At 70.3% G+C, this 24,517-nt stretch carries 26 protein-coding genes; 12 read left to right on the top strand and 14 right to left on the bottom strand.

Features of this window, described 5'->3' with window-relative positions:
* Positions 1-162 precede the first annotated feature (162 nt).
* The gene (gene aceA, locus AB0H87_RS15465) at positions 163-1,428 is read right to left on the bottom strand and encodes an isocitrate lyase (RefSeq protein WP_360144787.1); all 1,266 of its coding nucleotides are present in this window, start codon (positions 1,426-1,428) and stop codon (positions 163-165) included.
* Between the two features lie 226 nt (positions 1,429-1,654).
* On the opposite strand from aceA, the gene AB0H87_RS15460 reads away from it, so the two are divergent.
* Both AB0H87_RS15460 and AB0H87_RS15455 read left to right on the top strand, forming a co-directional pair.
* Positions 1,655-3,043 carry a short-chain fatty acyl-CoA regulator family protein gene (locus tag AB0H87_RS15460; RefSeq protein WP_360144784.1) on the top strand — a complete coding sequence of 463 codons (1,389 nt, stop codon included), beginning with the start codon at positions 1,655-1,657 and terminating at the stop codon, positions 3,041-3,043.
* A gap of 15 nt (positions 3,044-3,058) precedes the next feature.
* Complete coding sequence (locus AB0H87_RS15455) at positions 3,059-4,711, top strand: RecQ family ATP-dependent DNA helicase (RefSeq protein WP_360144781.1); 1,653 nt, start codon at positions 3,059-3,061, stop codon at positions 4,709-4,711.
* An 8-nt stretch (positions 4,712-4,719) separates the two neighbouring features.
* Here AB0H87_RS15455 and AB0H87_RS15450 read toward each other — a convergent pair whose 3' ends face one another.
* Positions 4,720-5,514, bottom strand: coding sequence for a universal stress protein (locus tag AB0H87_RS15450; protein ID WP_360144778.1), 795 nt, complete (start codon positions 5,512-5,514; stop codon positions 4,720-4,722).
* A gap of 80 nt (positions 5,515-5,594) precedes the next feature.
* Here AB0H87_RS15450 and AB0H87_RS15445 point away from each other — a divergent pair, with 80 nt between their 5' ends.
* Entirely contained in the window at positions 5,595-5,936 is a 342-nt protein-coding gene (locus AB0H87_RS15445; protein WP_360144775.1) for a VOC family protein, read from the top strand.
* On the top strand, positions 5,926-6,369 hold the full coding sequence (locus AB0H87_RS15440) for a MarR family transcriptional regulator (RefSeq protein WP_360144772.1): 444 nt from the start codon (positions 5,926-5,928) through the stop codon (positions 6,367-6,369). The genes AB0H87_RS15445 and AB0H87_RS15440 overlap by 11 nt, the downstream gene beginning before the upstream one ends.
* A gap of 8 nt (positions 6,370-6,377) precedes the next feature.
* On the opposite strand, the gene AB0H87_RS15435 is transcribed toward AB0H87_RS15440, so the two are convergent.
* The gene (locus tag AB0H87_RS15435) at positions 6,378-6,953 is read right to left on the bottom strand and encodes a TetR family transcriptional regulator (RefSeq protein WP_360144769.1); all 576 of its coding nucleotides are present in this window, start codon (positions 6,951-6,953) and stop codon (positions 6,378-6,380) included.
* Between the two features lie 97 nt (positions 6,954-7,050).
* Between AB0H87_RS15435 and AB0H87_RS15430 the strand changes: the two genes are divergently transcribed.
* Complete coding sequence (locus AB0H87_RS15430; RefSeq protein ID WP_360144766.1) at positions 7,051-8,013, top strand: SDR family NAD(P)-dependent oxidoreductase; 963 nt, start codon at positions 7,051-7,053, stop codon at positions 8,011-8,013.
* 11 nt (positions 8,014-8,024) lie between these two features.
* The gene (locus AB0H87_RS15425; protein ID WP_360144763.1) at positions 8,025-8,828 is read left to right on the top strand and encodes an SDR family NAD(P)-dependent oxidoreductase; all 804 of its coding nucleotides are present in this window, start codon (positions 8,025-8,027) and stop codon (positions 8,826-8,828) included.
* A gap of 15 nt (positions 8,829-8,843) precedes the next feature.
* On the opposite strand, the gene AB0H87_RS15420 is transcribed toward AB0H87_RS15425, so the two are convergent.
* Positions 8,844-9,260, bottom strand: coding sequence for a M15 family metallopeptidase (locus tag AB0H87_RS15420; RefSeq protein ID WP_360144760.1), 417 nt, complete (start codon positions 9,258-9,260; stop codon positions 8,844-8,846).
* A gap of 270 nt (positions 9,261-9,530) precedes the next feature.
* Here AB0H87_RS15420 and AB0H87_RS15415 point away from each other — a divergent pair, with 270 nt between their 5' ends.
* Both AB0H87_RS15415 and AB0H87_RS15410 read left to right on the top strand, forming a co-directional pair.
* On the top strand, positions 9,531-10,226 hold the full coding sequence (locus tag AB0H87_RS15415; protein ID WP_360144793.1) for a response regulator transcription factor: 696 nt from the start codon (positions 9,531-9,533) through the stop codon (positions 10,224-10,226).
* 10 nt (positions 10,227-10,236) lie between these two features.
* A complete protein-coding gene (locus AB0H87_RS15410; protein ID WP_360144757.1) occupies positions 10,237-11,316 on the top strand; it encodes a HAMP domain-containing sensor histidine kinase in 1,080 nt (359 codons plus the stop codon).
* An 11-nt stretch (positions 11,317-11,327) separates the two neighbouring features.
* On the opposite strand, the gene AB0H87_RS15405 is transcribed toward AB0H87_RS15410, so the two are convergent.
* From AB0H87_RS15405 to AB0H87_RS15385, 5 genes are all read right to left on the bottom strand, one after another.
* On the bottom strand, positions 11,328-12,284 hold the full coding sequence (locus AB0H87_RS15405; RefSeq protein WP_360144754.1) for a cyclase family protein: 957 nt from the start codon (positions 12,282-12,284) through the stop codon (positions 11,328-11,330).
* Positions 12,285-12,351: 67 nt separating this feature from the next.
* Positions 12,352-12,807 (bottom strand): GNAT family N-acetyltransferase, encoded by a 456-nt coding sequence (locus tag AB0H87_RS15400; RefSeq protein WP_360144751.1) that lies wholly within the window; start codon positions 12,805-12,807, stop codon positions 12,352-12,354.
* A gap of 16 nt (positions 12,808-12,823) precedes the next feature.
* Positions 12,824-13,432 carry a D-Ala-D-Ala dipeptidase VanX gene (vanX, locus tag AB0H87_RS15395; protein WP_360144748.1) on the bottom strand — a complete coding sequence of 203 codons (609 nt, stop codon included), beginning with the start codon at positions 13,430-13,432 and terminating at the stop codon, positions 12,824-12,826.
* On the bottom strand, positions 13,429-14,466 hold the full coding sequence (vanA, locus tag AB0H87_RS15390) for a D-alanine--(R)-lactate ligase (RefSeq protein WP_360144745.1): 1,038 nt from the start codon (positions 14,464-14,466) through the stop codon (positions 13,429-13,431). The genes vanX and vanA overlap by 4 nt, the downstream gene beginning before the upstream one ends.
* Entirely contained in the window at positions 14,459-15,466 is a 1,008-nt protein-coding gene (locus tag AB0H87_RS15385) for a D-isomer specific 2-hydroxyacid dehydrogenase family protein (RefSeq protein WP_360144742.1), read from the bottom strand. The genes vanA and AB0H87_RS15385 overlap by 8 nt, the downstream gene beginning before the upstream one ends.
* Before the next feature lie 123 nt (positions 15,467-15,589).
* On the opposite strand from AB0H87_RS15385, the gene AB0H87_RS15380 reads away from it, so the two are divergent.
* Both AB0H87_RS15380 and AB0H87_RS15375 read left to right on the top strand, forming a co-directional pair.
* Positions 15,590-16,597, top strand: coding sequence for a LacI family DNA-binding transcriptional regulator (locus AB0H87_RS15380; RefSeq protein ID WP_360144739.1), 1,008 nt, complete (start codon positions 15,590-15,592; stop codon positions 16,595-16,597).
* A gap of 87 nt (positions 16,598-16,684) precedes the next feature.
* On the top strand, positions 16,685-17,683 hold the full coding sequence (locus tag AB0H87_RS15375) for a LysR substrate-binding domain-containing protein (RefSeq protein ID WP_360144736.1): 999 nt from the start codon (positions 16,685-16,687) through the stop codon (positions 17,681-17,683).
* Here the strand turns inward: AB0H87_RS15375 and AB0H87_RS15370 are convergent.
* The 5 genes from AB0H87_RS15370 to AB0H87_RS15350 all read right to left on the bottom strand — a co-directional run bounded on the left by AB0H87_RS15370 (position 17,672) and on the right by AB0H87_RS15350 (position 23,201).
* A complete protein-coding gene (locus AB0H87_RS15370) occupies positions 17,672-18,418 on the bottom strand; it encodes a Type 1 glutamine amidotransferase-like domain-containing protein (RefSeq protein ID WP_360144733.1) in 747 nt (248 codons plus the stop codon). The genes AB0H87_RS15375 and AB0H87_RS15370 overlap by 12 nt on opposite strands.
* A gap of 68 nt (positions 18,419-18,486) precedes the next feature.
* The gene (locus AB0H87_RS15365) at positions 18,487-19,986 is read right to left on the bottom strand and encodes an alpha-N-arabinofuranosidase (protein ID WP_360144730.1); all 1,500 of its coding nucleotides are present in this window, start codon (positions 19,984-19,986) and stop codon (positions 18,487-18,489) included.
* 6 nt (positions 19,987-19,992) lie between these two features.
* Positions 19,993-20,856: a carbohydrate ABC transporter permease gene (locus AB0H87_RS15360; protein WP_360144727.1), complete on the bottom strand. Its 864-nt coding sequence runs from the start codon at positions 20,854-20,856 to the stop codon at positions 19,993-19,995.
* A gap of 1 nt (position 20,857) precedes the next feature.
* The gene (locus AB0H87_RS15355; protein WP_360144724.1) at positions 20,858-21,808 is read right to left on the bottom strand and encodes a sugar ABC transporter permease; all 951 of its coding nucleotides are present in this window, start codon (positions 21,806-21,808) and stop codon (positions 20,858-20,860) included.
* A gap of 52 nt (positions 21,809-21,860) precedes the next feature.
* Positions 21,861-23,201: an extracellular solute-binding protein gene (locus tag AB0H87_RS15350; protein WP_360144721.1), complete on the bottom strand. Its 1,341-nt coding sequence runs from the start codon at positions 23,199-23,201 to the stop codon at positions 21,861-21,863.
* Positions 23,202-23,489: 288 nt separating this feature from the next.
* Here AB0H87_RS15350 and AB0H87_RS15345 point away from each other — a divergent pair, with 288 nt between their 5' ends.
* Both AB0H87_RS15345 and AB0H87_RS15340 read left to right on the top strand, forming a co-directional pair.
* Positions 23,490-24,206 (top strand): phytanoyl-CoA dioxygenase family protein, encoded by a 717-nt coding sequence (locus tag AB0H87_RS15345; RefSeq protein ID WP_360144718.1) that lies wholly within the window; start codon positions 23,490-23,492, stop codon positions 24,204-24,206.
* Between the two features lie 150 nt (positions 24,207-24,356).
* On the top strand, positions 24,357-24,517 hold a 161-nt coding region (locus AB0H87_RS15340), incomplete at its 3' end, for an uL22 family ribosomal protein (protein ID WP_360144790.1).

Genomic DNA, 24,517 nt, shown 5'->3' with positions numbered 1-24,517 from the left:
CGCCGGCGAGTGTCCCGGCGTCGAGACCGAGGCGGAGTTCATCGCCGCGATCCGGGCCAAGCAGGCGGCCGGCGAACTCACTGTCGAGCGCGACCAGGAAGTCGAGCGCCTTAGGGTCAAGGATCTCGTCGTATCCGCTGCCCAGGACCTCGATCCGCATCATCAGAACTGCGCCTCCTCGGTCGATCCGCGTAGGGCCGTGGTCTCGCCGGCCGGGTTGAGCACCGTGCTGATCAGGTCGAAGTAGCCGGTGCCGACCTCGCGCTGGTGCTTGACGGCGGTGTAGCCGTGCTCCTCGGCCGCGAACTCCTTCTCCTGCAGGGCCACGTACGCCGGCATGCCCTCGGCGGCGTAGCCACGGGAGAGGTCGAACATCGAGTAGTTGAGCGCGTGGAAGCCGGCCAGGGTGATGAACTGGAACGCGTACCCCATGTGGCCCAGCTCCCGCTGGAACTTGGCGATCGTCGCGTCGTCGAGGTGCTTGCGCCAGTTGAACGACGGCGAGCAGTTGTAGGCCAGCAGCTGGTCCGGGTAGCGCTGCTTGATCGCCTCGGCGAACGTGCGCGCCTCCTCGAGGTCCGGCGTGCTGGTCTCCATCCAGATCAGATCGCTGTGCGGGGCGTACGCGAGGCCGCGCGCGATGCACGGCTCGATGCCCTCGTGCACCCGGTAGAAGCCTTCCGCGGTGCGCTCGCCGGTCAGGAACCGCTGGTCCCGCTCGTCGATGTCGGTGGTGAGCAGGTTCGCCGCGTGCGCGTCGGTGCGGGCCACGATCAGCGTCGGCACCCCGGCGACGTCCGCCGCGAGGCGGGCGGCCTCCAGGGTCCGGATGTGCTGGCCGGTCGGGATCAGCACCTTGCCGCCCAGGTGGCCGCACTTCTTCTCGGAGGCGAGCTGGTCCTCCCAGTGCACGCCGGCCGCGCCCGCGGTGATCATCGCGGTCATCAGCTCGTACGCGTTGAGCACGCCGCCGAACCCGGCCTCCGCGTCCGCGACGATCGGGGCCAGCCACTCGGTTTCCGTGTCGCCCTCGGCGGTGGTGATCTGCGCGGCCCGCAGCAGCGCGTTGTTGATCCGGCGCACGACGGCGGGCACCGAGTTGGCCGGGTAGAGGCTCTGGTCCGGGTACGTCTGCCCGGCGAGGTTCGCGTCGGCCGCGACCTGCCAGCCGGACAGGTAGATGGCCTTCAGCCCCGCGCGCACCATCTGCACCGCCTGGTTGCCGGTGAGGGCGCCCAGCGCGTGGACGTAGTCCTCGTCGTGCAGCAGGGTCCAGAGGCGTTCGGCACCCCGGCGGGCCAGCGTGTGCTCCTCCTGGATGGCACCCCGCAGCCGGACCACGTCGTCCGCGCTGTAGGTGCGCTCCACGCCGCGCCACCGCGGCGCGGTCGCCCACTCCTGCCGCAGCTGTTCCGCCGATTGGGTCATCGCCGACTCCTTACGTCGATAAGGCTCCTGCCGGTCACCGTCCCACAGCGGGAAATGAGCGCGCGAGGTACGGAATCAGCCAATTCTTGAAAAGTCCGGAGGCCGTTTTTGCGAAGTTGCGAATGGCCAATTGGCAACGTGCTAACATCGCGACGGATGGTGGAGGTGAGGCTGTAGTCAAGGGCCGCCTGGACCTTCGGTCGGCGCGAAAACCCGAGGAGGTGGCGTGGCGAAGACGTTCGCCGGCGCGCGCCTGCGCCGCCTGCGAGAGGATCGGTCCGTCTCCCAGATCGACCTCGCCCGGCAGCTGGGCATCTCGCCGAGCTATCTCAACCAGATCGAGCACGACACGCGGCCGCTGACCGTTCCGGTGCTGATGCGGATCACCGAGGTGTTCGGCGTCGACCCCGCGTTCTTCGCCCCGCACGACACGCCGCGGCTGGTCGCGGACCTGCGCGAGGCGCTGCCCGCCCGGGCCGGCCTGCACGACCTGACCGAGCTCGCGACCAAGCTGCCCGAGGTGGCCGAGGCGGTGATCGACCTCTACCGCCGCTACCGGCAGACCGACGACCAGCTCGCCGAGGTGGTCGGCGACCGCGACCTGGTGGCCGGCCGCAGCCCGCACGACCAGGTCAGCGACTTCTTCTACCGGCGACAGAACTACGTGCCCGCGCTCGACGAGGCCGCCGAGCACCTGGCCGCCCGGATCGGCGCCGGGCGCGGCGAGATCCTCGAGGCGCTGCGCACCCGGCTGGCCGACCGCCACGGCGTGCGGATCATCCGGGAGGACCATGAGCGGCTCGGTGGCGACCTGCACCGCTATCAACCGCAGACACGCACGTTGCATTTGTCGATGTCATTGCGACCGGGTCAACAGGCGATTCGGATGGGCGCGCAGATCGGCATGCTGGAATACGCCGATGAGATCGACGAAATCATCGAGGAAGAGAAGTTCGACGACGTTCAGACGCAGATTCTGACCCGGGTCGGGCTGGCCAACTATTTCGCGGCGGCGCTGATCCTGCCCTACGAGGCGTTCCTCGCGACCGCCGAGCGGATGCGCTACGACATCGGGCTGCTGACCGAGCACTTCGGCATGGGTTGGGAGAGCGTCTGCCATCGGCTGTCCACGCTGCAACGGCCCAAGGCGCGTGGGGTGCCGTTCTCGTTCGTCCGCGTCGACCGGGCCGGCAACATGTCCAAGCGCCAGTCGGCGACGGGCTTCCCGTTCTCCCGCTCGGGCGGCACGTGTCCACTCTGGAACGTCTACGAGGCGTTCAGCTCGCCCGGCCGGGTGATCACGCAGATCGCCGCGATGCCCGACGGCCAGCGCTACCTGTGGATCGCCCGCACGGTGATCCACCAGCACGCCGGGTACGGCCAGCCCGGCAAGGCGTTCGCGATCGGGCTCGGGTGCGAGATCCGGCACGCCGGGCGGCTGGTCTATTCGGCGGGCATGGATCTCGACTCGCCCGACGGCGCCACCCCGATCGGCCCGGGCTGCAAGACGTGCGAGCGGCTGACCTGCCCACAGCGCGCCGCGGCACCGATCGGGCGCCGGCTCGACCTCGACGAGAACCGGAGCACGTTCATCCCGTACCCCCTGATGGGCTGACGTAGCCTCGGGTTGATGGAGGCAGTCGACCAACTCACCCGCGCGGTGTTCGGGTTCGACCTGCGGCCGGGGCAGCGCACGGCCGTGGAGTCGATCGTCGCGGGCCGCGACACGCTGGCCGTGTTGCCGACCGGCAGCGGGAAGAGCGCGATCTACCAGGTGGGCGGGCTCGTGCTGGGTGGGCTCACGGTGGTGGTCTCGCCGCTGATCGCCCTGCAGCGTGACCAGGCCGCCGCGCTCGGGCGCCGGTCGAAGCCGTCCGGGGAGCCGGTCCGGGTGGTGCAGCTCAACTCGTCGCAGCACGTGGGGGAGCGGCGGGCGGCGATCGCGGGGCTGCGCGCGGGCGAGGTCGACTTCGTGATGCTCGGCCCGGAGCAACTGGCCAACGAGGAGTCGGTCGGCGCGCTCTCGGGCGTCAACCTGTTCGCGATCGACGAGGCGCACCTGGTCAGCCAGTGGGGCCGGGACTTCCGCCCCGAGTACCTGCGGCTGCCCATGGTCGCCGAGGCGCTGGGCGGGCCGACGATGGTCGCGCTGACCGCGACGGCGGCGCCGCCCGTGCAGGCCGACATCACCCGCGAGCTGAAGATGCGCTCGCCGCGCGTGGTCGTCACGGACTTCGACCGGCCGAACATCCACCTCGCGGTCCGCCGGGCGCGGCACGACCTGCCGGAGGACCGGGCGATCGACGACCGCACGGTCGAGGTGGTGCTGGCACACGACAGCCCGGCGCTGGTGTACGCGCTGACCCACGCCCGGTGCGAGGAACTGGCGTCGCGGCTGTACCTGGACGCCTACAAGGCGGCGCCGTACCACGCCGGGCTGCCGGCGGCGCGCCGCGCGCAGGTGCAGGACGACTTCCTCGCCGGGCGCCTGGACGTGGTGGTGGCGACGAGCGCGTTCGGGATGGGCATCGACAAGCCGGACGTCCGCACGGTGGTGCACGCCGGCATGACCGGCAGCATGGACGAGTACTACCAGGAGATCGGCCGCGCGGGCCGGGACGGTCAACCGTCGCGCGCGGTGGTGGTCTACGACCCGCGCACGATCCGCATTCCACGCCTGCTCGCCGCCCGCTCCCGGATGGCGCCGGCCACGGTGCACAAGATCGTCGACGCCCTGGAGGCGGCGCCCGGCCGGGTGAGCGTCAAGTCCGTCGTGGACACCAGCGGGGTGAGCCGGCAGCAGGTGCTGCGGGTCGTGGAGGAGCTGGAGGAGCTCGGCTTCCTGGAGCCGGACGGCAGCGACGGCGTGGTCAAGCCGGACCAGCTGCCGCCGGACACCTTCGCCCTGGTGTCCAAGGAGGGCGGACGCCAGCAGTCGATCCTGCGGTCCCGGATCGAGGCAGCCCGGGAGTACGCGGAGACGGACCGCTGCCGGCGTGCCGAGCTGCTGGGCTACTTCGGCGAGCACTACGACCCGCCGTGCGGTGCGTGCGACAACGACGAGGCCGCCGCGGCCGCGCGCGCCCAACCGTCCAAGGCGCAGGTGGGCCGCCGGCACCACGAGCCCGACGCGAACGCGACCCGGGTCCGCCACCGCCTGTGGGGCGAGGGGACGCTGCTCTCCCGCGACGAGCACGAGCTGACGGTCGCCTTCGACGCGGTCGGCTACCGCCACCTGACCCCGGCGGTGCTGGAGAACGGCATCCTGACGATCGAGCGGTAGCCGGCCGGCTATCCGTGCGCCACCACGACGGGGCAGTGTGCGTGGTGCAGCAGCTGCGGACATACCGAGCCCAGCAGGGTGCTGGTGACCGGACCGCGGCCGCGGCTGCCGATGACGACGACCCGCGCGGTGCGGGAGTGCGCGACCAGGGCGTCGGCCGCGCCGCCGTGGGCGACCACGACCCGGGCGTCGACCTCCGGGTGCCGCTGACGCCAGGGATCGAGCTCGTCGGCCAGGTCAGCGGTCATCGTCTGGTCGCGGTCGTCGAGCGCGTAGACCAGTGGCTGGTAGCCGAAGCCGAGCGCTGGCGACGGCGGATAGTAGGCGCGCACCGCGAGCAGGGGAGCGTGGTGCTCGCTCGCGAGGTCGAACGCCGTCTCGACCGCGATGCGCGACGCGTCGGAGCCGTCGCAGCCGACGACCACCTGTCCGGTCCGCTCGCCACCGCGGACGACGGCGACCGGACTGTCGGCGCGGGTGGCGACCTGCCAGCTCACGGAACCGAGCAGGAGACTCCGGACGCCACCGCGACCGCGGCTGCCCACGACGAGCATCGCGGCGTTGGCGCTCGCGTCCAGCAGCGTTCCGACGGCGGGGCCGGTCACGTCCCGCGCACGGACGTCGACGTCGTGGCGCACCCGGGCGGCGGCCTCCTCGGCGATCGCTGCGGGCTCGTCAGGCTCATGAGCCGAGAGGACGCACAGCGGCACACCGCGCAGGGCAGCCTCCTCGGCGGCCCACCTGACGGCGGCCGTCGCGCACGCGGAACCGTCCGTACCGACGACGATCTCTCGGCGGTCCATGGGTCTCGCCCTTCTCTCACCTCAAGCGTGGCACGGTCCCCGGTTGGTTTTGACAGGCACCTGTCATTATGGTGGACAGCATGACCCACCTGTCCCGCGTCGTGGTCTCGACGGCCTCGCTGCCGCGCGCGCTCTCGTTCTACGGCGACCTGCTGGGCCTGCCGTCGGTCCCGGCCGGCCCCGGCCTCGCCACCCTCGACGCCGGCGGCACGTCGGTGCTGCTCCACGAGCGCCCGAGTGTCCCGAGCGACACCGCGGTCGCCGCGTCGTTCGTGGTGGTCGACCTCGACGCGCTCGTCGCCCGCTGGCAGGCCGCGGGCGGCGCGGTGGTCGACCAGCCGGCGACGCAGCCGTGGGGTGAGCGGATGGCCGTGGTCCGCGACCCCGACGGCCACCTGGTCTGCCTGGTCGATGCGACCTGAGCCGCGCCCCGGCGACACCGTCACCGGGCTGGTCGACGCGGTGATCGCGGTCGCCGGTGCCTTCACCGCCCAGGGCGACTCACTGGTCGGCGACCTGGGCCTGACCGCGTCCCGCTGGTTGCTGCTCGGCGCGCTGCAGGACGGTCCGGCGACCATCGCGGCCGTGGCGAGACGCCGCGGGCTGCGCCGGCAGAGCGCCCGCGAGAGCATGGACCGCCTGGAGCGCGCGGGCCTGGTCGCCCGTTCACCGAACCCGGCCGACGCCCGGGCGCCGCTGTTCACCCTGACGGCCGCGGGCCTCGGCGCCCTGACCGCCGTCGAACCGCGTCGCGCGCGCTGGGCCGAAGACCTGGAGTCCCAGCTGGATCCCGCCGCCCTGGCGACGACGCTGGCCTTCCTGACCACCCTGCGCCAACGGCTGCGCGACGGATGAAGGTGCGCCTAGGTCGTGGCGCGTAGCAGGGCGGTGGTGGCGGCGTCGACCGCGGCGACGACCGCCGCGCGGTGGCGGGCGCGGCGGGTGGCCTCGTCGTCGCCCGCCGGGTTGCGGATCTCCGGTGAGGTGTTGTGCCAGGCCTGGGCCGCGGCCAGCGCGATCATCAGGGTGTCCATCGCCGCTTCCAGCGTGGTGCCGTGTGCGCCGGCCAGTTCACCGGCCTTGTCCAGGTGGGCGGCGAGTTCCTGTTCCGATGCCTCCGGACGTTCGAGCGTCTTCCACTGCACCAGGCGCAACAGGCCCGGGTCGTCGGCGAACCGGTCGAACAGCGCTCCCGAATAGCCCGGTAGGTCGTCCGCGCGGAACGGGACCAGGTCCGCGAGGACGCGCAGGCGGCCGGCGAGGACGGCGTCGAACAGCGCGTCCTTCGAGCCGAAGTACGCGTAGATCGCCTGCTTGTTGGCGGCGGCCGCGGCCGCTATGCGGTCGACCCGGGCGCCGGCCAGGCCGCGCTCGACGAACTCGGCGTACGCGGCGTCGAGCAGCCGGGTGCGGGTCGCCGCGGAGTCGTATGGCGCCATGGCCACCAGGATAAACCAACCACCTGGTTTGACGATTGCCCCGAGCCGACGTAGCGTCGCAACCAACCAACCAGTTGGATTAGAAGCGAGGCATGAGATGTCCCTGATCACCACCCCGTTCGGCCCGAAGTCAACCGCCGCCGACGTCATCGCGGGCGTCGACCTCACCGCCAAACGTGCCCTGGTGACCGGCGCGACCTCCGGCATCGGCCGCGAAACAGCGCGCGCACTGGCCACGGCGGGCGCAGAGGTCACACTGACCGCACGCGACCCGGCGGCCGGCGAGCGGGTGGCGGCCGAGATCCGGGTCGCCGCCGGCCACGACCGGGTCCACGTGGCCGTGCTCGACCTCGCCGACCGGGCGAGCATCGACCGGCTCGTCAAGAGCTGGCCCGGGCCGCTCGACATCCTGGTCAACAACGCCGGCGTGATGGCGATCCCGGACCTGCGGCGCACCGCCGACGGGTGGGAGGAGCAGCTCGCCGTCAACCACCTCGGCACCGCGGCGCTCACCCTGGGGCTGCACCCGGCGCTGGCCGCGGCCGGCCGGGCGCGGGTCGTCACCGTCAGCTCCTCGGCCCACCTGATGGCACCCGTCGACTTCGACGACGTCAACTACACGACGCGTCCGTACGAGGCGTGGACCGCGTACGCCCAGTCCAAGACCGCGTCGATCCTGTTCACCGTCGCGCTCGCCGCGCGCTGGGCGCCCGACGGGATCACCGTCAACGCGCTGCACCCCGGCGGCATCGTGACCAACCTGCAGCGCCACCTCGACGACGCGCAGCTGCGGTTCGTCGGCGCCGTCGACGCGGACGGCACCAGGCTCGACGTGCCGCCCGGCTGGAAGACGACCGCCGAGGGCGCGGCGACGAGCGTGCTGCTGGCCGCGTCGCCCGTGGTCGAGGGCGTGACCGGCCGCTACTTCGAGGACGCCAACGAGGTGCCCGTCCTGTCCGACCCGGCCGGTGTCCGCAGCGGCGGCGTCGCGGCGTACGCGATCGATCCGGACCTCGCCGCGCGCATGTGGGACACGACCATGGCGATGCTGGGCCGCTAGATTGGTCGTTGATGGACCTGCGTGACCGCACCGTCGTGCTGACCGGTGCCACCGACGGCATCGGCCGGGCCACGGCGGTCCGGCTCGCGGGCCGGGTCGGGCACCTGGTGCTGCACGGCCTCGAGCCCCGCGACGAGGTCGCCGCCCTCCTCGACCAGCTGCCCGGCCGGGTCACCTACCTGACCGCGGACTTCGGCCACCTCGACCAGATCACCCGCCTGGCCGACGAGATCCGCGCGGCCACCGACCGCGTCGACCTGCTGGTCAACAACGCCGCCCGGCCCGGCGCGCGACGGCGCGCGGTGACCGCGGACGGCATCGAGGCGACGCTGCAGACCAACTATCTGTCCACAGTGGTGTTGACGACCGCGTTGCGCGACGAGGTGGGGCGCGTGCTCAACATCGCGTCCGCGACCCACCTGTCCGCGCGGCTGCAGCTCGCGGACCTGGGCCTGGCCGCGGGTGGTTACTCCGCGGTCAACGCGTACGCGCAGTCCAAGCTCGCCATCGTGACGTACACCTGCTGGCTCGCCCACCAACTCGACGGCCGGCGACAGGAAGCGGCGAGCATGCACCCAGGCATCATCCACTCCCGGCTGCTGGCCGGCATGTTCGCGATCGAGGGCGACCCACCGGAGCACGGCGCGGACAACATCCTGCGGGTGGCGACGCGGCCAGGCTCGATCAACGGCCGCTACTTCGACGAGAGCGAGCCGGCCCGCCCCAACCCGGCGGCCGAGGACCCGGCCATCCAGCGCGAGCTGCTCGACCGCACGACCGCGCTGCTGGCACCGATCGGCGTCGATCCGGCGTAGCCCGGGTGCGCCCGGTCACGGTCGCATCCGCGGATCGTGGGTGGGGTCGGCGAACATGGGCGGGCAGCCATGGTCGATCGCCTCGGGGCGCAGTTCGTAGTGCCAGGGCTCGTTCCGGTAGATCTGGCACAGCCCGTACGCGGCGCCGTGATCCGAAAGCCACGCGGTGGCATCGGAGGGCCCGACGTCGACCGCCCTCCCGGCGACGTGCGCGGACGTGTCGACGGTGGCGACCCACCGCGCGGCTTCCTCTTCCGAGCCGTACTTCGCGACCGCCTCCCGGAGGAGCTGATTCTGGTACGCCGGGGAGCGCCACCCGCTGTTGACGCGGAACTCGACGCCGTCGTCAGCGGCATCCCTCGCCGCTTCGCGCAGGGCCAGAAGTAGTTCGGGGTCGAGGTTCGCCACCCCGGCAAACTGGTCATCGAACACGGTCACACGACCGCGGAGGACGCCGTCATCCTCCGTGACGGCACCGTCGTCATGGGTAGTCGTGCCGTCGTGGTCGCCGCGGGGGACGTCGACGAACGCCGAGCTCGACGGCGCCAGGTGATAGACGAGGGTCCCGATGATCGCAGTGGCAACGACGATCAGACCGACAGCGGTTCGACTCATGCGGCCAGTGAAGGCAACGTGGTGTTGTCGGCCCGTATGCGGTTTTCGATAGGCCGGCGATATGTGCCGGCTCGTAGCATCGGACGGGTGCGTGTGTTGATCGTCGAGGACGAGCCCTACCTGGCGGAGGCCATCCGCGACGGCCTGCGGCTGGAGGCGATCGCGGCTGACATCGCCGGAGATGGCGACGCCGCCCTGGAATTGTTGAGCATCAATGCGTACGACCTTGCCGTCCTCGACCGCGATATTCCTGGGCCCTCCGGCGACGAGATCGCCAGACGCATCGTCGCTTCCCGTACCGGCATGCCGATCCTGATGCTGACCGCCGCCGACCGGCTCGACGACAAGGCGTCCGGGTTCGGGCTCGGCGCCGACGACTACCTCACCAAGCCGTTCGAGCTCCGCGAGCTCGTGCTCAGGCTCAGAGCGCTCGACCGCAGGCGTGCGCACAACCGGCCGCCGGTGCGGGAGATCGCCGGTCTGCGGGTAGATCCGTTCCGGCGCGAGGTCTACCGGGACGGCCGGTACGTCGCACTGACCAGGAAGCAGTTCGCCGTGCTCGAGGTCCTCGTCGCTGCCGAAGGCGGTGTCGTCAGCGCCGAGGACCTGCTCGAACGCGCCTGGGACGCGAACGCGGACCCGTTCACCAACGCCGTACGCATCACCGTCTCGGCACTGCGCAAACGCCTCGGAGAACCCGGGATCATCGCCACCGTGGCCGGCGTCGGCTACCGCATCGACACCGTGCCCGGCACCGGACGTCAGGAGCTGGATCATGGATAGGCCGTCCGGTGTGAGCGTTCGCCTCAAACTCACTCTCAGCTACGCGGGGTTCCTCATGGTCGCGGGCGCCCTGCTGCTCGCGGTGGTGTGGGTGTTCCTGCTGCGTTACGTCCCCGACGGTCGGCGACACCCCGACGTTCGGTTCCTGGTGCCCGCTAGTCCTACCCGGTCCGACCTCTGGGACGCTTTCGCGCCGAAGGCCGCCGCCGCGTTGGTCGTGCTGCTGGTGTTCGGCCTTGTGGGAGGGTGGCTTCTGGCTGGCCGGATGCTCGCACCCCTGGCCCGGATCACCGCTGCGACCCGCATGGCGGCGGACGGGTCGCTCTCCCACCGGATCTGGCTGGCGGGCCCCAGAGACGAGTTCCGCGAGCTCGCCGACGCCTTCGACGCCATGCTCGCGCAGCTCGAAGCGCACGTCGGCGAACAGCAGAGGTTCGCGGCCAACGCCTCACACGAGCTGCGCACCCCGCTGGCGATCTCGCAGACACTTCTCGAGGTGGTCCGCAAGACTCCGGGAGGGGACACCAGCGAGCTCGTCGACCGCCTGCATGCCGTCAACGCCCGAGCGATCGACCTCACCGAGGCGCTGCTCCTGCTCAGCCGCGCCGGTCAGCGGTCCTTCGCTCGAGAGCACGTCGACCTGTCCCTGGTCGCGGAGGACGCCACCGAGACGCTGCTCACGCTCGCCGAGAAGCGCGGTATCACCATCGACACGTCCGGCGACTTCACGCCGACCGTCGGCTCGCACGCGCTCCTCCTGCAGATGACCACGAACCTCGTCCACAACGCGATCGTCTACAACCTGTCCGACCGGGGCACCGTCTGGGTCAGGACCGGCGGCGGCCCCGGCGGTGTGGTGCTCTCCGTCGAGAACACTGGTGAGACCCTGACCCCACAGCTGGTTTCCACGCTCGCCGAGCCGTTCCAGCGCGGCACCGAACGCACCCGCACCGACCACGCGGGCGTCGGCCTCGGCCTTGCGATCGTCAACAGCATCACCCAGGCGCACGACGGGACACTCACCCTCACCCCGCGGGCCGCCGGCGGACTCTGCGTCACGGTGCACCTACCGGCCGCGCCACGCGGTTGAGCCCGGTCGGGTCAGAAAGTGGCGATCGGGTTGACGGGGCTGCCGGACGTACCGGCGAACCGGACGGGCGCGACCGCGAGGTGGAAGTCCCACTGGCCGAGCTCTGCAGCGGTCGCCGCGCAGTCCTCCAGGTCGCAGTTGTCGAGCAGCCACAGGCCCATCGCGACAAGGCTGACGGCGTGCACCGGCATCAGCACGTCTTCGTACCCCGACGGCTGAACGTCCTGGGGTGTGTCGGCTCCGATCAGCGCGACCTCCCGTTCGCGCAGCCACGGCAGGCACGACGCGTGCCAGCCGGCCTGCGTGAAGCCGCCGGCCACACCGGCCTCGTGCCGGGCGCGGCCGTAGCCGGTCCGCAGGAGTACCGCATCGCCGGATCGCACCCGCACACCCTGGCGGCGCTCGGCCTCCTCGAGATCATCGGGGAACACCCCCTGCCCTGGTTCCAACCACGGCACATCGCGGACCCTCGCCACATCCAGCACGACACCTCGCGTGACGATCCCGTTCGCCGCCGCCGTCACGGCCGCCCAGCCCGATCCCGTGGCGGGGTCGACCAACGCGTGCGACCGCCCGTTGTACATCGTGCCGTCCCAGAAGATGTGGCACGGCGAGTCGAGGTGGGTGACGGTGTTGCCGTGGAACGTGATGCCCAGTCGCTCGGACGAGAAGCCCCAGCGCCGGTCGGCGTGGAACGCGGGCACCGGCATGTCCTCGGCACCCGGCATGTCGGCGGCGCACGGGCACGTCGTCGTCGACCGCTCCATCTCTCCCGGGACGGCAACCTCCCATGCGCACGACACGCTCCTGCCGTGCCGGACAGCCCGCGCCGCCGCCAGCCGGACGTCGTCGGTGATGTGGTTCAGCGTGCCGAGCTCGTCGTCGTCGCCCCACCGTCCCCAGTTCGACAGCGTGTCGAAGTATCCGAGCACGTCGTCCTGCGTGGGCATGGGTCGCTGCGCCGTCATCCCAACCGACTCCTCCGGTCACGCGGTTCGCGGCATCACACTAGATCACGCCACTGGATCGACGGCGTCACCGATGACGGCTGGTGTCGTCGAGAACGCGTAAAAACCGCGATGATCTTCCTGTCTGGTCGGTGTAGCCCTGCCGTCGATAGAACTCGTGCGCGTCATGGCGGTGGTCGCCGCTGGTGACCTCCATGCGTTCGCATCCACGACTGGTGGCGAACGACTCCGCCGCCGCGACGAGCTGGTGGCCGACGCCTTGGCCGCGGGCGCGATCGGAGACGACCAGAGCGACGATCCGGCCCCAGGTGCCGGTCCGCTCGAAGAACGGGCAGATGTGCACCGCGACAAGGCCGAGAACATCGCGGCCCGCATCGGCCACGTACGCCGCGCTCCACGGGTCGCCGCTCCAGGTCTCGATCCGAGTCGCTGTCATCGCGGTGCCATCCTGCGGGTAGCCCAACTGGTGAAGCAGCCCGTTGACGGCCGCGGCGTCGGCGGAGTGCGCGAGTCGTACCTGCATGGTTCCCCTGTCTCGATTACGTGATGGGAAAATCGAAATAGGTCTCTGGATAAGGCTCGTCCTTGAGTGTGTAGTGCCACCATTCGCGTTCGTACCGGGCGAAGCCGCAACCCTCCATGATGGAGCACAGATGGCGCCGGTTCGTCGTCTCGACCTCCTTGATTCCTGCTGCGCCATGATGGGAGATCGAATCCATCAGGTCGTGGTCGCCGCCCATGGCAGCAAGCTCGCCCGTAGCCAGATGAAAAAGCGTCAGGTCAACGGTGCTGCCCCGGGTGTGTCCGGACCTGGCGGCCACGTATCCCTTTTCGAACATCTCGGTCCGGTCGATGTTCGGATAATGTCGCGGCTTCGTCCGGCCGTCCTCCGGTTGTCTCGACCAGCCCAGAAAGCCGTCCACGGCGCGTTGCGGGCGATAGCCGTCCCAGAGCAGGAGGCCGAAACCCAGTGAGGCGGCCTTCTCCCGCGCTCTTTCGAGGGCGGTGCACAAGTCCCTGGTGCCGACAATTCGATTTGCCAGATATCCGGCCACCGGTCTCCCGGTAAAGTTGTCCCAGGTGGCGTATTTGGCGTCCCACCGTATCCCGGCGACGAACTCGTCGACGAAGACGAAGTCATTCCTCATCGGAGATTCCCTGCCGCCAACGACACGACCCGATCGAGCACTTCGCCGAGCGGCAGACCGGCGGCCGCCATCATCCTCGGATAACGGCTGTACGAGGTCAGGCCGGGCAAGGTGTTGACCTCGTTGAGAACCACCGTTCCGTCGGCCGCGAGGAACATGTCCACGCGCGACAGTCCGCGGCATCCCAGGGCGCGATACACGGCCTTCGCCGTCTCCTGAACGAGCAGGCGCTGCGCCGGGGAGATGTCCGCGGGAACGATCGGCGTCGAGTTCTCCGACCCGCTCTCCGGCTCGCTCTCCTGATGGATCCTGAAAAAGCCGTGCGAGAGCGCGATGCGATCCACCTCGCCCACGAGCAGGTCCCGATCGTTGCCCAGGACGGCGCATCCGACTTCGCTGCCGACGACAGCTTCCTCGATCAACACCTTGGAGTCGTACTCCCGTGCGGTCTCCACCGCACCCGGCAGTTCCTCCTTGCGGACCACCTTGGTCACGCCGAACGACGAGCCCGAGCGGGCCGGCTTCACGAAGACGGGATAGGTGAGCTGGTCGGCATCGACGTGCTCGGTCGCCGTGACGGTGCAGAAGTTCGGCGTCGCGATTCCCGCGCTTCCGGCGACGATGTAGGCAAGGGACTTGTCCATGCACAGGGCGGAGCTCTGGACGTCGCAGCCGGCGTACGGGATGCCGGAGAGCTCCAACAGGCCCTGCATGGCGCCGTCCTCGCCGAGCTTGCCGTGCAGAACGGGCAACACCAGGTCCAGACGGATCGTCTCGTACGTTCCGCGATCCAGGACCAGCAACCCGTGGACGCTTCTGTCCGGTGACAGCACGACCGGACGGGAGGCGCCGTTCTCCCAGTTCGCGTCAGGGCGGTCACAGAGCTTCCAGGCACCGCTTTTCGTGATGCCGACGAAGAACGGCTGGTACTTGTCCGTATCGAGGTGCGAGGCGACCTCCCGCGCGGACTTGACAGAGATCGGATGCTCTTCCGAGCAGCCCCCGAAAATGACTCCGACCCGCAACCTAGCCACGGCGCGACCTGCTTTCGAAGTGCACACAGTTGATGATGGAGCTTTCCACGATGTCCCTCAGGGCATGGTCCGTGTAATACGCGGTGTGCGGGCTGATCAGCACATTCGGCAGCTCCTGCAACCGCAGCAAAAGCTTGCTCTCGACGGGTCTGTCCCTGCGGTCGACGTAGAATATTCCGTCCTCGCCTTCCAGGACGTCGAGCGCAGCTCCGCCCAACCTGCCGCTTTCCAGTGCCGAAACCAGCGCCGCGGTGTCGAGCAGGGAACCCCGCCCGGTGTTGATGATGAACGCGCCGTGTTTGAGCCGGCCGATACGCTGCCGATTCAACAGGTGGTGAGTGTCCGCGGTGAGGGGCGTGTGGAGCGTCACGATGTCGCTCTGCCGCAGCAACTCGTCGAGCGGGACGTGAAACGGAGAGGCCATGTCGCGACGGTCATGGGCCAGTACGCGGCAGCCAAAACCGCGAAGCCTGTTCATGACCGCGGCACCGATGCGGCCGGTTCCGACGACCCCGACGGTCAGGTCGCGCAGCTCCTTCCCGCAGGCATCACCCAACCTGTAGTCGTGAACGTCCGTGCGGCGGATGATGGACTTCGCGTCGCGGACGGCCATCAGCATCAGCATCAGCGTGTAGTCGGCCACGCTGTCGGGCGAATAGGCGACGTTTTCCACGGAGATGCCGACGCTCTGCGCGTAACCGACATCGATGTGGTTGTACCCGACGCTTCTCGTGGAGATGTACGCGACCCCGGCCTGACTGAGCGCGAGCAGAGTCGAATTCGTGACCTGAGTCTTGTGACCGACGCTGATGCACCGGTTCCCGGATGCCAGGTCGACATTGGCTTCGGATACCGCCGCGGCCGTGGTGGTCGGCGTCACGCCGATGCGAGCCGCCGTCTTCCGGAACAGGACGGCCTCGTCCGGCCCGCACCCATAAACCGTGATTCCCGTCGTCGGGATCGCTGGGCTCCACGCGGACGCTGGATTGCTGTAGGTCATGCCTTCCAGTCAAGGGAGCGCGGTGTTGCGAGCACGTATGTGGTTTTCGGTATGCCGACGATATGCTACGCGCCGGTAACCTGGCCCCACATCTGTCCACAGTGGTGCCGTACGATGGGACGCGTGCGAGAATCCCGGCGGCCCGCGACGATGGCCGACGTCGCCCGCGCGGTCGGTCTGTCGCACCAGACCGTCTCCCGGGTGCTCAACGACCATCCGCTCGTGCGCCCCGAGACCCGCGCCCGTGTGCGCAAGGCGATCGAGGAGCTCGGCTACCGCCGCAACTCCGTCGCCCGCGCCCTGGCCACCCGGCGGTCGCGGACGCTCGGCGTGATCACCTTCAACAGCACGTTGTACGGCCCCGCCAGCACCCTGTTCGGCATCGAGCAGGCCGCCCGCGACGCCGGGTTCGTGGTCAGCATCGACAGCCTCACCGCGCTGACCGCCACCTCGGTGCGGGCCGCCCTCGACCGGCTGGCCAAGCAGGCCGTCGAGGGCATCATCGTGATCGCGCCCCTGTCCGGCACCGCCGAGGTGCTGGAAGCGCTCGCCGGCGAGCTGCCGGCCGTCGTCGTCGAGGGTGGCGCGGTGCCGGGCCTTGGCTCGGTCAGCGTCGACCAGGCCGAAGGCGCCCGCCGGGTCACCCGGCACCTGCTCGACCAGGGTGCCGGCACGGTCTGGCACGTCGCCGGCCCCGGCGACTGGATCGAGGCCGAGGGGCGCGTGCTCGGGTGGCGCGGCGAGCTGCGGCGCGCCGGCGCGACCGTGCACCGGCCGTTGCGCGGCACCTGGAGCCCGTCGTCGGGCTACGAGGCGGGCCGGATCCTGGCGACCCGCACCGACGTGGAAGCCGTGTTCGTCGCCAACGACCAGATGGCGCTCGGCCTGCTCCGGGCGTTCCACGAGGCGGGCGTGCGGGTCCCGGGCGACGTCCTGGTCGCCGGCTTCGACGACGTGCCGGAGGCCGCGTACTTCACCCCGCCGCTGACCACCGTGCGGCAGGACTTCACGACCGTCGGCCGGCGCAGCATCGAGCTGCTGCTCGAACAGGTGGCCGCGGGGCGGCCGGTCGAGCGCCGCGCGGTGGTGCCGGTCGAGCTGGTGGTCCGCCAGAGCTCGACCCGTCGGTAACCTCCGCGCCACACGCTTGACATCCGGCGAAAGATCACCAAGGCTGAATGTTAGCGATAACATTCGAATACAGAGAGGCGCGCCGACATGGCCGAGCCCGCCCTCCACCGTCGATTTGTCACCCCCACCCCTACCCCCAACCCCGACGCCGTCGCCGCCGCCCGCATCGAGCTGCGCCAGCTGCGCTACTTCGTGTCCCTGGCGGAGGAGCTGCACTTCGGGCGGGCCGCGGCCCGCGAGCACATCGTCCAGTCCGCGCTGAGCCAGCAGGTCCAGCGCCTGGAACGCACCCTCGGCGTCCTGCTGGTCCAGCGCACCACCCGGCACATCGAGCTGACCACCGCGGGCGCCCGCTTCCTGCTCGAGGCGCGGCAGATCCTGGAGCACGTCGACCGGGCCGCCGGCCTCGCACAGGGCCTGACCGACACGCCGCCGGCGCTGCGGGTCGGCCTGCTCGACGAGGGCTACGAGGCGGTCCGTCCGGTGCTGCACGCCCTGCGCGCCCGCCATCCGGACCTGGAGCTCCACCAGGTCCAGGCGGGCGTGCCCGAGCAGTGCCGCATGCTCGCCGACGGCCGCCTCGACGTCGGCATCGGGCGCAGCTGCGCGGTGCCGGCCCAGATCGCGTCCGAACTGTTCCGCCTCGACCCGCTCGGCGTGCTCGTGCCGCCCGACCACCGGTTGGCCCGGCTGCCGGTCGTCCCGGTGTCGGCCCTGGCCGGCGAGACGCTGCTGCTGCCCGACGAGACCCGCGCACCGGAGCTGGCCGAGTTCGTCACGGAGATCTGCCGCGCCGCGGGCTTCGTGCCCGCCGCGCACCGCGGCTCCGTGCAGCACCTGCGCGCCGCCGTCGACCTGGTCACCGCGGGCGACTGCGTGATGTGCGCGCCCGCCTCGACCGCGGAGCGCGCGAAGCCGGCCCGCTGGCGACCGCTCGCGCCGACCGTCCCGCGCTACCCCTGGTCGGTGCTGTGGCGCGCGGAGCGGCCGGCCAACGAGGTGCGCGCGTTCGTCGCGCTGGCGCGGGAGCTGTCCCGGGCCGAGGGCTGGCGCGACCCGCGCGAGACCCGGGTCCTAGCGAGCTAGCTGGTCGAACAGCCGCCACTGCCCCTCGGAGACCACCTCGACGGCACCGTCGACCACCTTGACGGCGGTCTGGTCGTCGATCGCGTACGTGGGCGCGGGGATCCGGGCCGCCCACTGCTCCGCGTTGGCCAGGGAGGCGTCGGGGTGGCGCGGGTGCGCGTAGTGCGGGATCACCGCGAAGTCGACGAGCCCCGCGCCCTGCCCGGTGACCAGGATCCGGTCGACGTCACCGTCGGGCGTGGCGAAGACGACGTCCTCCGACTTGAGCGGCTCGTCCTTCGCCCGGGGCGGGTCGATGTAGGTCTCGACGAAGGTCGAGGTCGCGGCCATGCTCCCGGCGCTCACCCCGACGTAGACAGCCTCGGAGCGCAGCGTCGGCAGCAGCGTGGCCAGCCCGGAGCGGCGCAGCCAGGCGGCGAGGAACATGGGGTCGCCGCCACAGACCAGCAGCGCGTCGGCGTCGCGGACCGTCGGCTGCCAGGCCGACTCCTCGATGCTCGGCAGCACGGACAGCTCGAGGATCCCCAAAGACTGCCACCCGAGCTGGGCCAACGGCCCCCCTGGGCTGTTGCCGCTGATCGTGCGGTAGGCCATGGCCGGACCGCCGGGGAACGGGTAGAGGGCCGTCGGGATCAGGAGCGCGGTCGACTCGGCGATCGGCTTGCCCAGCAGGTCGACCAGCGCGTCCTGAATGCTGGCGTTCCTTATCCCGCCCGAGGTGAGGAGCAGCCTCATGGTCGTCCTGCCTTCCCGCGTGGACTTCGCCGGCACATGCTAACGCCGGACGAACCCGCCCATAGGCCCTACGACAGCCGGATCATGTTCCACGACAGCGGCGGCAGGACCGCCTGGAGCCGGCCGCTGTCGAGCTTGGGCGCGTCGAGGAGGCGCGGAGCGACCCGGTCCGGGTGTGCCTCGTCGTTGACCGCGTCCGGGTCCTCGTCGAAGAGCGCGACGTGCTCCGCCGAGCCGAGCGACGGCAGCGCGCGGGCGTCCACGTCGAGGGTCAGCTCCTGTTCCTGGTCACGGTTGACCGCGAACAGCACCACACCGTCCGCGTCGTCGGCCAGCACGGCCACGGCGTCGAGCACCGGCACCTCGCCGTGCACCGCCGTCTCGTACACCGGGCTCGTGGGTTCGAGGCGCAGGACCGTGCCGCGTCCGTGCCGTGAGGTGAGCGCGAACGGGTGGTAGCTGCTCTGCCGCCAGGCCGCACCGCCGGGCGCCGTCATGATCAGACCGATCACGTTGACGAGCTGCGCCTGGCAGCCGATCCGCACCCGGTCGGCGTGCCGGAGCAGGCTGATCAACAGGTTGCCGACCACGACCGCGTCCGTCACCGAGTAGACGTCCTCGATCAGCCGCGGCGTGCGCTCGATCGCCAGGTTCTCCTCGCCCGCGAACCGGGTCTGGTACCAGACGTTCCACTCGTCGAACGACAGGTTGATCCGCTTGCGGTGCCGGCCGACCGCCCGCACGTGGTCGGCCGTCGCGACGACCGCCTCGATGAACGCGTCCATGTCCGCCGCCGACGCGAGGAAGCTGCCGCGGTCGCCGTCGCGCTCCTGGTAGTAGGCGTGCAGCGAGACGTAGTCCGCGACGTCGTACGTCTCGGCGAGCACCGTCGCCTCCCACGAGCCGAACGTCGGCATCGCCCGGTTGGAGCTGCCGCACGCGACGAGCTCGATCGACGGGTCGACGAGCCGCATCGCCTTGCCGGTCTCGGCGGCCAACCGGCCGTATTCCACGGCGGTCTTGTGGCCGATCTGCCACGGGCCGTCCATCTCGTTGCCCAGACACCAGACCTTGATGTCGTACGGGTCGGCGGCGCCGTTCGCCCTCCGCCGGTCGGACCAGTAGGTGCCCGCCGGGTGGTTGCAGTACTCGACGAAGTTCCGGGCGGCGTCGATGCCCCGCGTGCCCAGGTTGACCGCCATCATCGTCTCCGCGCCGACCGTGCCGGCCCACCGCTGGAACTCGTCCACGCCCACGTGGTTGGGCTCGATCGTCCGCCATGCCAGGTCGATCCGGGTGGGCCGGTCGGCGACGGGCCCGATGCCGTCCTCCCAGTCGTAGCCGGACACGAAGTTGCCGCCCGGGTACCGCACGATCGGCACGCCCAGCTCACGGGTGAGCGACGCGACGTCCGCGCGGAAGCCGTGCTCGTCGGCCGACGGGTGACCGGGCTCGTAGATTCCTTCGTAGACACATCTCCCGAGGTGCTCGACGAAACTTCCGTACAGGCGTGGGTCGACCTCGCCGACCCGGAACGCCGGGTCGACGGTGAGCGAGGCGAAGTGCACGAAATCTCAACCTTTCAGGCCGGAGCCGGCGATGCCCTGGACGATCTGGCGCTGGAAGAGGAGGAAGACGGCCACGAGCGGGATCGCGCCGAGGATCGCCGAGGCCATCGTGTCCGCGTACCGGATGCCGAAGGCGCCCTGGACCGTGGCGAGGCCGACCGGCACGGTCATCAGGTCGGGGTTGCTCAGCACGAGCAGCGGCCAAAGCAGGTCGTTCCAGGTCGTCACGAACGTGAAGATGGCGACCGCCGCCACCGCGGGCCGGGCCAGCGGCAGCACGATCCGCCGGTAGACGCGGAAGAAGCTGGCGCCGTCCATTCTGGCCGCTTCCTCGAGGTCCCGTGGCAGTCCGTCGAAGAACTGCTTGAAGATGAACACCGCGATCGCGGCCGGCAGCTGCGGCAGGATCACCGCCCAGTACGTGTTGAGCAGGTTGATGGCGTCGAACTCGCGGAACCACGGGACGATCAGCACCTGGCCCGGGATCATGATGCCGGCGAGGATCCCCCAGAACACCAGGTTCTTGTAGCGGAACCGCATGCGGGAGATGGCGAACGCGGCCAGGCTGGCGACGATCACGACACCTATTGCGGTGAGGCTGGAGATGATGAACGAGGCGCCGTACCAGCTGAGCATGTCGGTGTCGCGGAAGGTCCGGGTGAACGCGTCGAACGTGGGGCTGTCGATGAGCCAGGTGGTCCTGGTCGTCTCCTCGTTCGGCTTGAGCGCGGTGTCGACGGCCCAGGCCAACGGGACCAGCCACAGGAGGGCGAACGCGATCAGCACGCCGGCGCAGATGCGGTTGAACAGCTTCTCCCGGCTGTGGATCCGCTCCATCGTGACACCGGTGTCCACAGTGGTGCTCGTCATCTCAAACCACCTTCTCCTGCCGGCGCACCAGCGTGAACCACACGGCCGAGACCGCGAGGACCACGATGAAGAACAGCATCGACACGGCCGCGGCGTAGCCGACGCGGAAGTTCGTGAAGCCCTCGTCGTAGACGAGCTGGAGGATCGACCGGGTGGCGAAGTTCGGCCCGCCCTGGGTCATCAGGTACATCTGGTCGAACACCTTGAGCGAGGCGATCACCTGCAGCACCGCGACCAGCGTGGTCGTCCGGCCGAGCATCGGGATCGTGATGCTGCGGATCTGCTGCCACGGTCCGGCGCCGTCCATCGCGGCCGCCTCGTAGAGGTCCCGCGGGATCTCCTGCAGGCCGGCGAGGTAGAGCACGAAGTTGAAGCCGAGCGTCCACCAGACGGTGGTGATGGCCAACGACGGCATCGCCCACGCGGCGTCACCGAGCCAGCTCGGCGGGGTCATGCCCACCTTGGCCAGCGCCGTGTCGAGCAGACCCAGCGCCGGCGTGTAGAGCCACAACCAGATCAGCGCGACGACCGCGGACGGCAGGACGTACGGCGCGAAGAAGGCCAGCCGGAAGAACCATCTGCCGCGTCCGAGCCGGTTGGCCAGCAGGGCCAGGACGAAGCCGAGGATGACCAGCGGCGGCGTGGTCAGGATCGTGAACCACAGCGTGTGCCACAGCGACGACCAGAAGTCGCCGCTGCCCAGCGCCTCGCCGTAGTTGCCGAAGCCGGCGAAGCCGTTCAGGCCCGGCTTGACCAGGCTGGCGTTCGTGAAGCTGAGCAGCAGCCCGTAGATCGTCGGGCCGATGACGAAGAGCAGATAGAGGATGACGAAGGGCGCGAGGAACCCCGCGGCCGACCGGCCCTGCCCGAGCCCGCCGCCCCGGCGCGGTGCGGTCGGCGCGATGCCACGGCCGAGATCGGTGTCGGTCTGTGTGGATGTCTGCGTGGACACGGATGCCTCCCGGACTGCTCAACCGGCTCGCCAACGGCGAGACGCCGGGCGTCTACAGCGGTGACGCGGTGCCTGCGAGCTGCTCGAGGTTCCCGCGCATCTGAGCGATGGCCTGTTGCGGTGACGACGCGCCGGCCAGGACGTCGGCGATGGCGGAGCCGGTGATGATCTCGAAGTTCGAGCCGGACCCCGAGTACCAGCCGTCCGCGTCGTACGCCGCCGAGTCCGCCGCGGACGCGTAGTTCGACTGCGGGCTCATCTGCGCGAACTCGCTGCTCTCGGCGAACGGCAGCCACAGCGGCACGTGGCCGCCCTCCGTCCAGGTCTTGCTCTGGTCCAACATGGACCGCACGAAGGTCAGGGACCGGTCGAGCCGGGCCTGGTCCCGGTGCGGCTGCTTCGGCAGCACGAACGTGTGCGAGTCCGCCTGCACGGCGTAGGTGCCGCCGCCGAACACGTTCGGGAACAGCGTCATGCTGAACGGCAGCTTCGCCGTCTGGAAAGTCGTGATCTCCCACTCGCCCTGGAAGAAGAAGCCGGTCTCGCCGTTCGCGAACATCGCGATCGAGCCCTGGTAATCGATGGGGTTCGGGAACAGCCCGTCGCGCGTGAGACCCTGCATGAACTCGAGGACCTGGGTCGCCTTCGCGTCGTCGATCACCACGCGGTTGCCGTCGTCGGCAAGCATCTGCCCGCCGAGCTGCGAGTAGAACGACTGGAACATCCGCCACGGCGTCGAGGTCTCCGACACGAACGCCAGCGCTCCGCCGAAGCCGCCGGTCACCTGCTTGGCGGCCGTCATCGCGTCGATGAACGCGGTCTCGCCGTCGAGCGGCTTGAGCTTGCCGCTCGCGTCGAGCAGACCCGCCTCCTGGCAGATGTCGGTGTTGTAGAACATCACGAACGGGTGGGTGTCGATCGGGATCGCGTACGCCTTGCCGTCGACGAGCCCGGCCTCCCACGCGCGCTGGTTGAACTTGTCGGGTGTCATGCCGTGCCGGGCCAGGTCGTCCGGGAGCAGCTCCTCGAGCAGGTCGGCCCGCACGAGGTTCTTCATCCGGGTCAGGTGCGAGATCGCGACCTCCGGCGGCCGGTCACCGACGGTCGCGAGGGACAGCTTGGTGTAGTAAGGGTTGCCCCAGGCCAGCGTGACCGCGGCCAGTTCGATCTCCGGATGGCCCTGCTGATACGCGTCGAGCATCTGCTGCATGCGTACGCCGTCGCCGCCGCCGAACAGGTTCCAGAAGTCCAGCGTCCCGGTGTCCCGCTCGGCGCCGAGGCCACCGGCCACCGACGAGCATCCACTGAGCACACCGGACGCGCCGAGGCCGATCGCCGCTGCGGCAGTGCCCAGCAACCGGCGGCGGCTCCACGTCACGGGGTTGTTGGTCATGGCTCACGTCCTTTCGAGCCGGCGTTGACTGAGCCTCGCCGCCCCGTGGACAGGACGTCCAGAGGTTGATCTTCGCAATCAGAGAAAGCCCGGGTCGGAATCGCGAAAGATCACGGTGGTCGACGGTCACCGAAATCGAAAGCACTGATGAGTGACGATGGGTTAGGGTCAGGACGACGTTTCGGGCACCCTCCATCCACCCGAGTTCGCGGCCGCTGCGGCGGTGGCGCGGCTCGGGTTGCTCCTTCCCGTTCCGGCCTCCGCCGGGTCTAGAGAGAAGGAGCGGAGATGACGCACCAATTCGATCAGGACGGGCTGCTGCTGTTGCCCGGCGCGGTTCCCGCGGTCGACGTCGTCGCGATGCGCGCCCGGTTCTGGGCCTTCCTGGCGGCCGAGCACGGCATCCGCGAGCACGACGAGGGGAGCTGGACGGTCGAGCGGCCCCGACGGCTGCAGGCGCTGCGCCGGTCCCGCGCGTTCGCGGCGATGGCCTCGGACCAGGTCGTGGACGGCCTCGACGCGCTGCTCGGCGCCGGGGCGTGGCGCCGGCCCGCCGCGTGGGGCCTGCCGCTGGTCACGTTCCCGTCGCAGGGCTGGCGGGTGCCCGGCAAGGGCTGGCACGTCGACTCGTACGGCCCGGAGCACGAGCTGCCGGGTGTGACCGTGTTCGCGTTCCTGCTGCCGGCACGGCCGCGGGGCGGTGGCACGCTGGTCCTGGCCGGCTCGCACCGCCTGGTCAACCGGCACATCGCGACCACCGGGACCTGGCGTCCGGCCCAGATCCGGGCCGCGCTCGGCGCCGCACACCCGTGGCTCCGCGAGGTGTGGCAGGGCCGGGGGGAACCAGGCAGCGAAGCCGTTCTGGACGGGGTACCGGTTGCGCTACGTGAGCTGACCGGTCAACCCGGCGACGTGGTGCTCATGCACCCGAGGACCCTGCACGTCGCGGCGCCGAACGCCGGACCTGGCCCGCGGATGATGCTCGTCGAGATCATCTCCCGCTGATCACGGTGGAGGTGGCGGCGGCGGCGGTGGTGCGGCCTTGTGCGGTGGTCCGGCCTTGTGCGGTGGCGCGGCCTTGTGCGGCGGTGGCGGCGGGATCGTGTCCACCGGCGGCGGGGCGGTCGGCCAGACCAGCAGGACCGCGCAGGGTGCGTGGTCGACGACGAACCGGGTCGGCGGGTTGAGGCTGCGCGGCCCCAACCGGGTCACCGGGCCGTCGCGCGCCACGTGCGCATCTCGCCGAACAAGGCGCGCCGAGTGGTCAACCTCGTCCGCGGTCTGCCCGCGAAGGAGGCGCTCACGGTGCTCCAGTT

It is taken from the genome of Asanoa sp. NPDC050611, from assembly GCF_040654855.1.
Taxonomy (GTDB): Bacteria; Actinomycetota; Actinomycetes; order Mycobacteriales; family Micromonosporaceae; genus Asanoa.
This window is presented reverse-complemented; position numbering and strand designations above follow the sequence as displayed.

Coding starts and splice junctions, on each gene's coding strand:
- aceA (WP_360144787.1), bottom strand. CDS start 1,428: ATGACCCAATCGGCGGAACAGCTGCGGCAGGAGTGGGCGACCGCGCCG.
- AB0H87_RS15455 (WP_360144781.1), top strand. CDS start 3,059: ATGGAGGCAGTCGACCAACTCACCCGCGCGGTGTTCGGGTTCGACCTG.
- AB0H87_RS15450 (WP_360144778.1), bottom strand. CDS start 5,514: ATGGACCGCCGAGAGATCGTCGTCGGTACGGACGGTTCCGCGTGCGCG.
- AB0H87_RS15445 (WP_360144775.1), top strand. CDS start 5,595: ATGACCCACCTGTCCCGCGTCGTGGTCTCGACGGCCTCGCTGCCGCGC.
- AB0H87_RS15440 (WP_360144772.1), top strand. CDS start 5,926: ATGCGACCTGAGCCGCGCCCCGGCGACACCGTCACCGGGCTGGTCGAC.
- AB0H87_RS15435 (WP_360144769.1), bottom strand. CDS start 6,953: ATGGCGCCATACGACTCCGCGGCGACCCGCACCCGGCTGCTCGACGCC.
- AB0H87_RS15430 (WP_360144766.1), top strand. CDS start 7,051: ATGTCCCTGATCACCACCCCGTTCGGCCCGAAGTCAACCGCCGCCGAC.
- AB0H87_RS15425 (WP_360144763.1), top strand. CDS start 8,025: ATGGACCTGCGTGACCGCACCGTCGTGCTGACCGGTGCCACCGACGGC.
- AB0H87_RS15405 (WP_360144754.1), bottom strand. CDS start 12,284: ATGACGGCGCAGCGACCCATGCCCACGCAGGACGACGTGCTCGGATAC.
- AB0H87_RS15400 (WP_360144751.1), bottom strand. CDS start 12,807: ATGCAGGTACGACTCGCGCACTCCGCCGACGCCGCGGCCGTCAACGGG.
- vanX (WP_360144748.1), bottom strand. CDS start 13,432: ATGAGGAATGACTTCGTCTTCGTCGACGAGTTCGTCGCCGGGATACGG.
- AB0H87_RS15385 (WP_360144742.1), bottom strand. CDS start 15,466: ATGACCTACAGCAATCCAGCGTCCGCGTGGAGCCCAGCGATCCCGACG.
- AB0H87_RS15375 (WP_360144736.1), top strand. CDS start 16,685: ATGGCCGAGCCCGCCCTCCACCGTCGATTTGTCACCCCCACCCCTACC.
- AB0H87_RS15370 (WP_360144733.1), bottom strand. CDS start 18,418: ATGAGGCTGCTCCTCACCTCGGGCGGGATAAGGAACGCCAGCATTCAG.
- AB0H87_RS15360 (WP_360144727.1), bottom strand. CDS start 20,856: ATGACGAGCACCACTGTGGACACCGGTGTCACGATGGAGCGGATCCAC.
- AB0H87_RS15350 (WP_360144721.1), bottom strand. CDS start 23,201: ATGACCAACAACCCCGTGACGTGGAGCCGCCGCCGGTTGCTGGGCACT.
- AB0H87_RS15345 (WP_360144718.1), top strand. CDS start 23,490: ATGACGCACCAATTCGATCAGGACGGGCTGCTGCTGTTGCCCGGCGCG.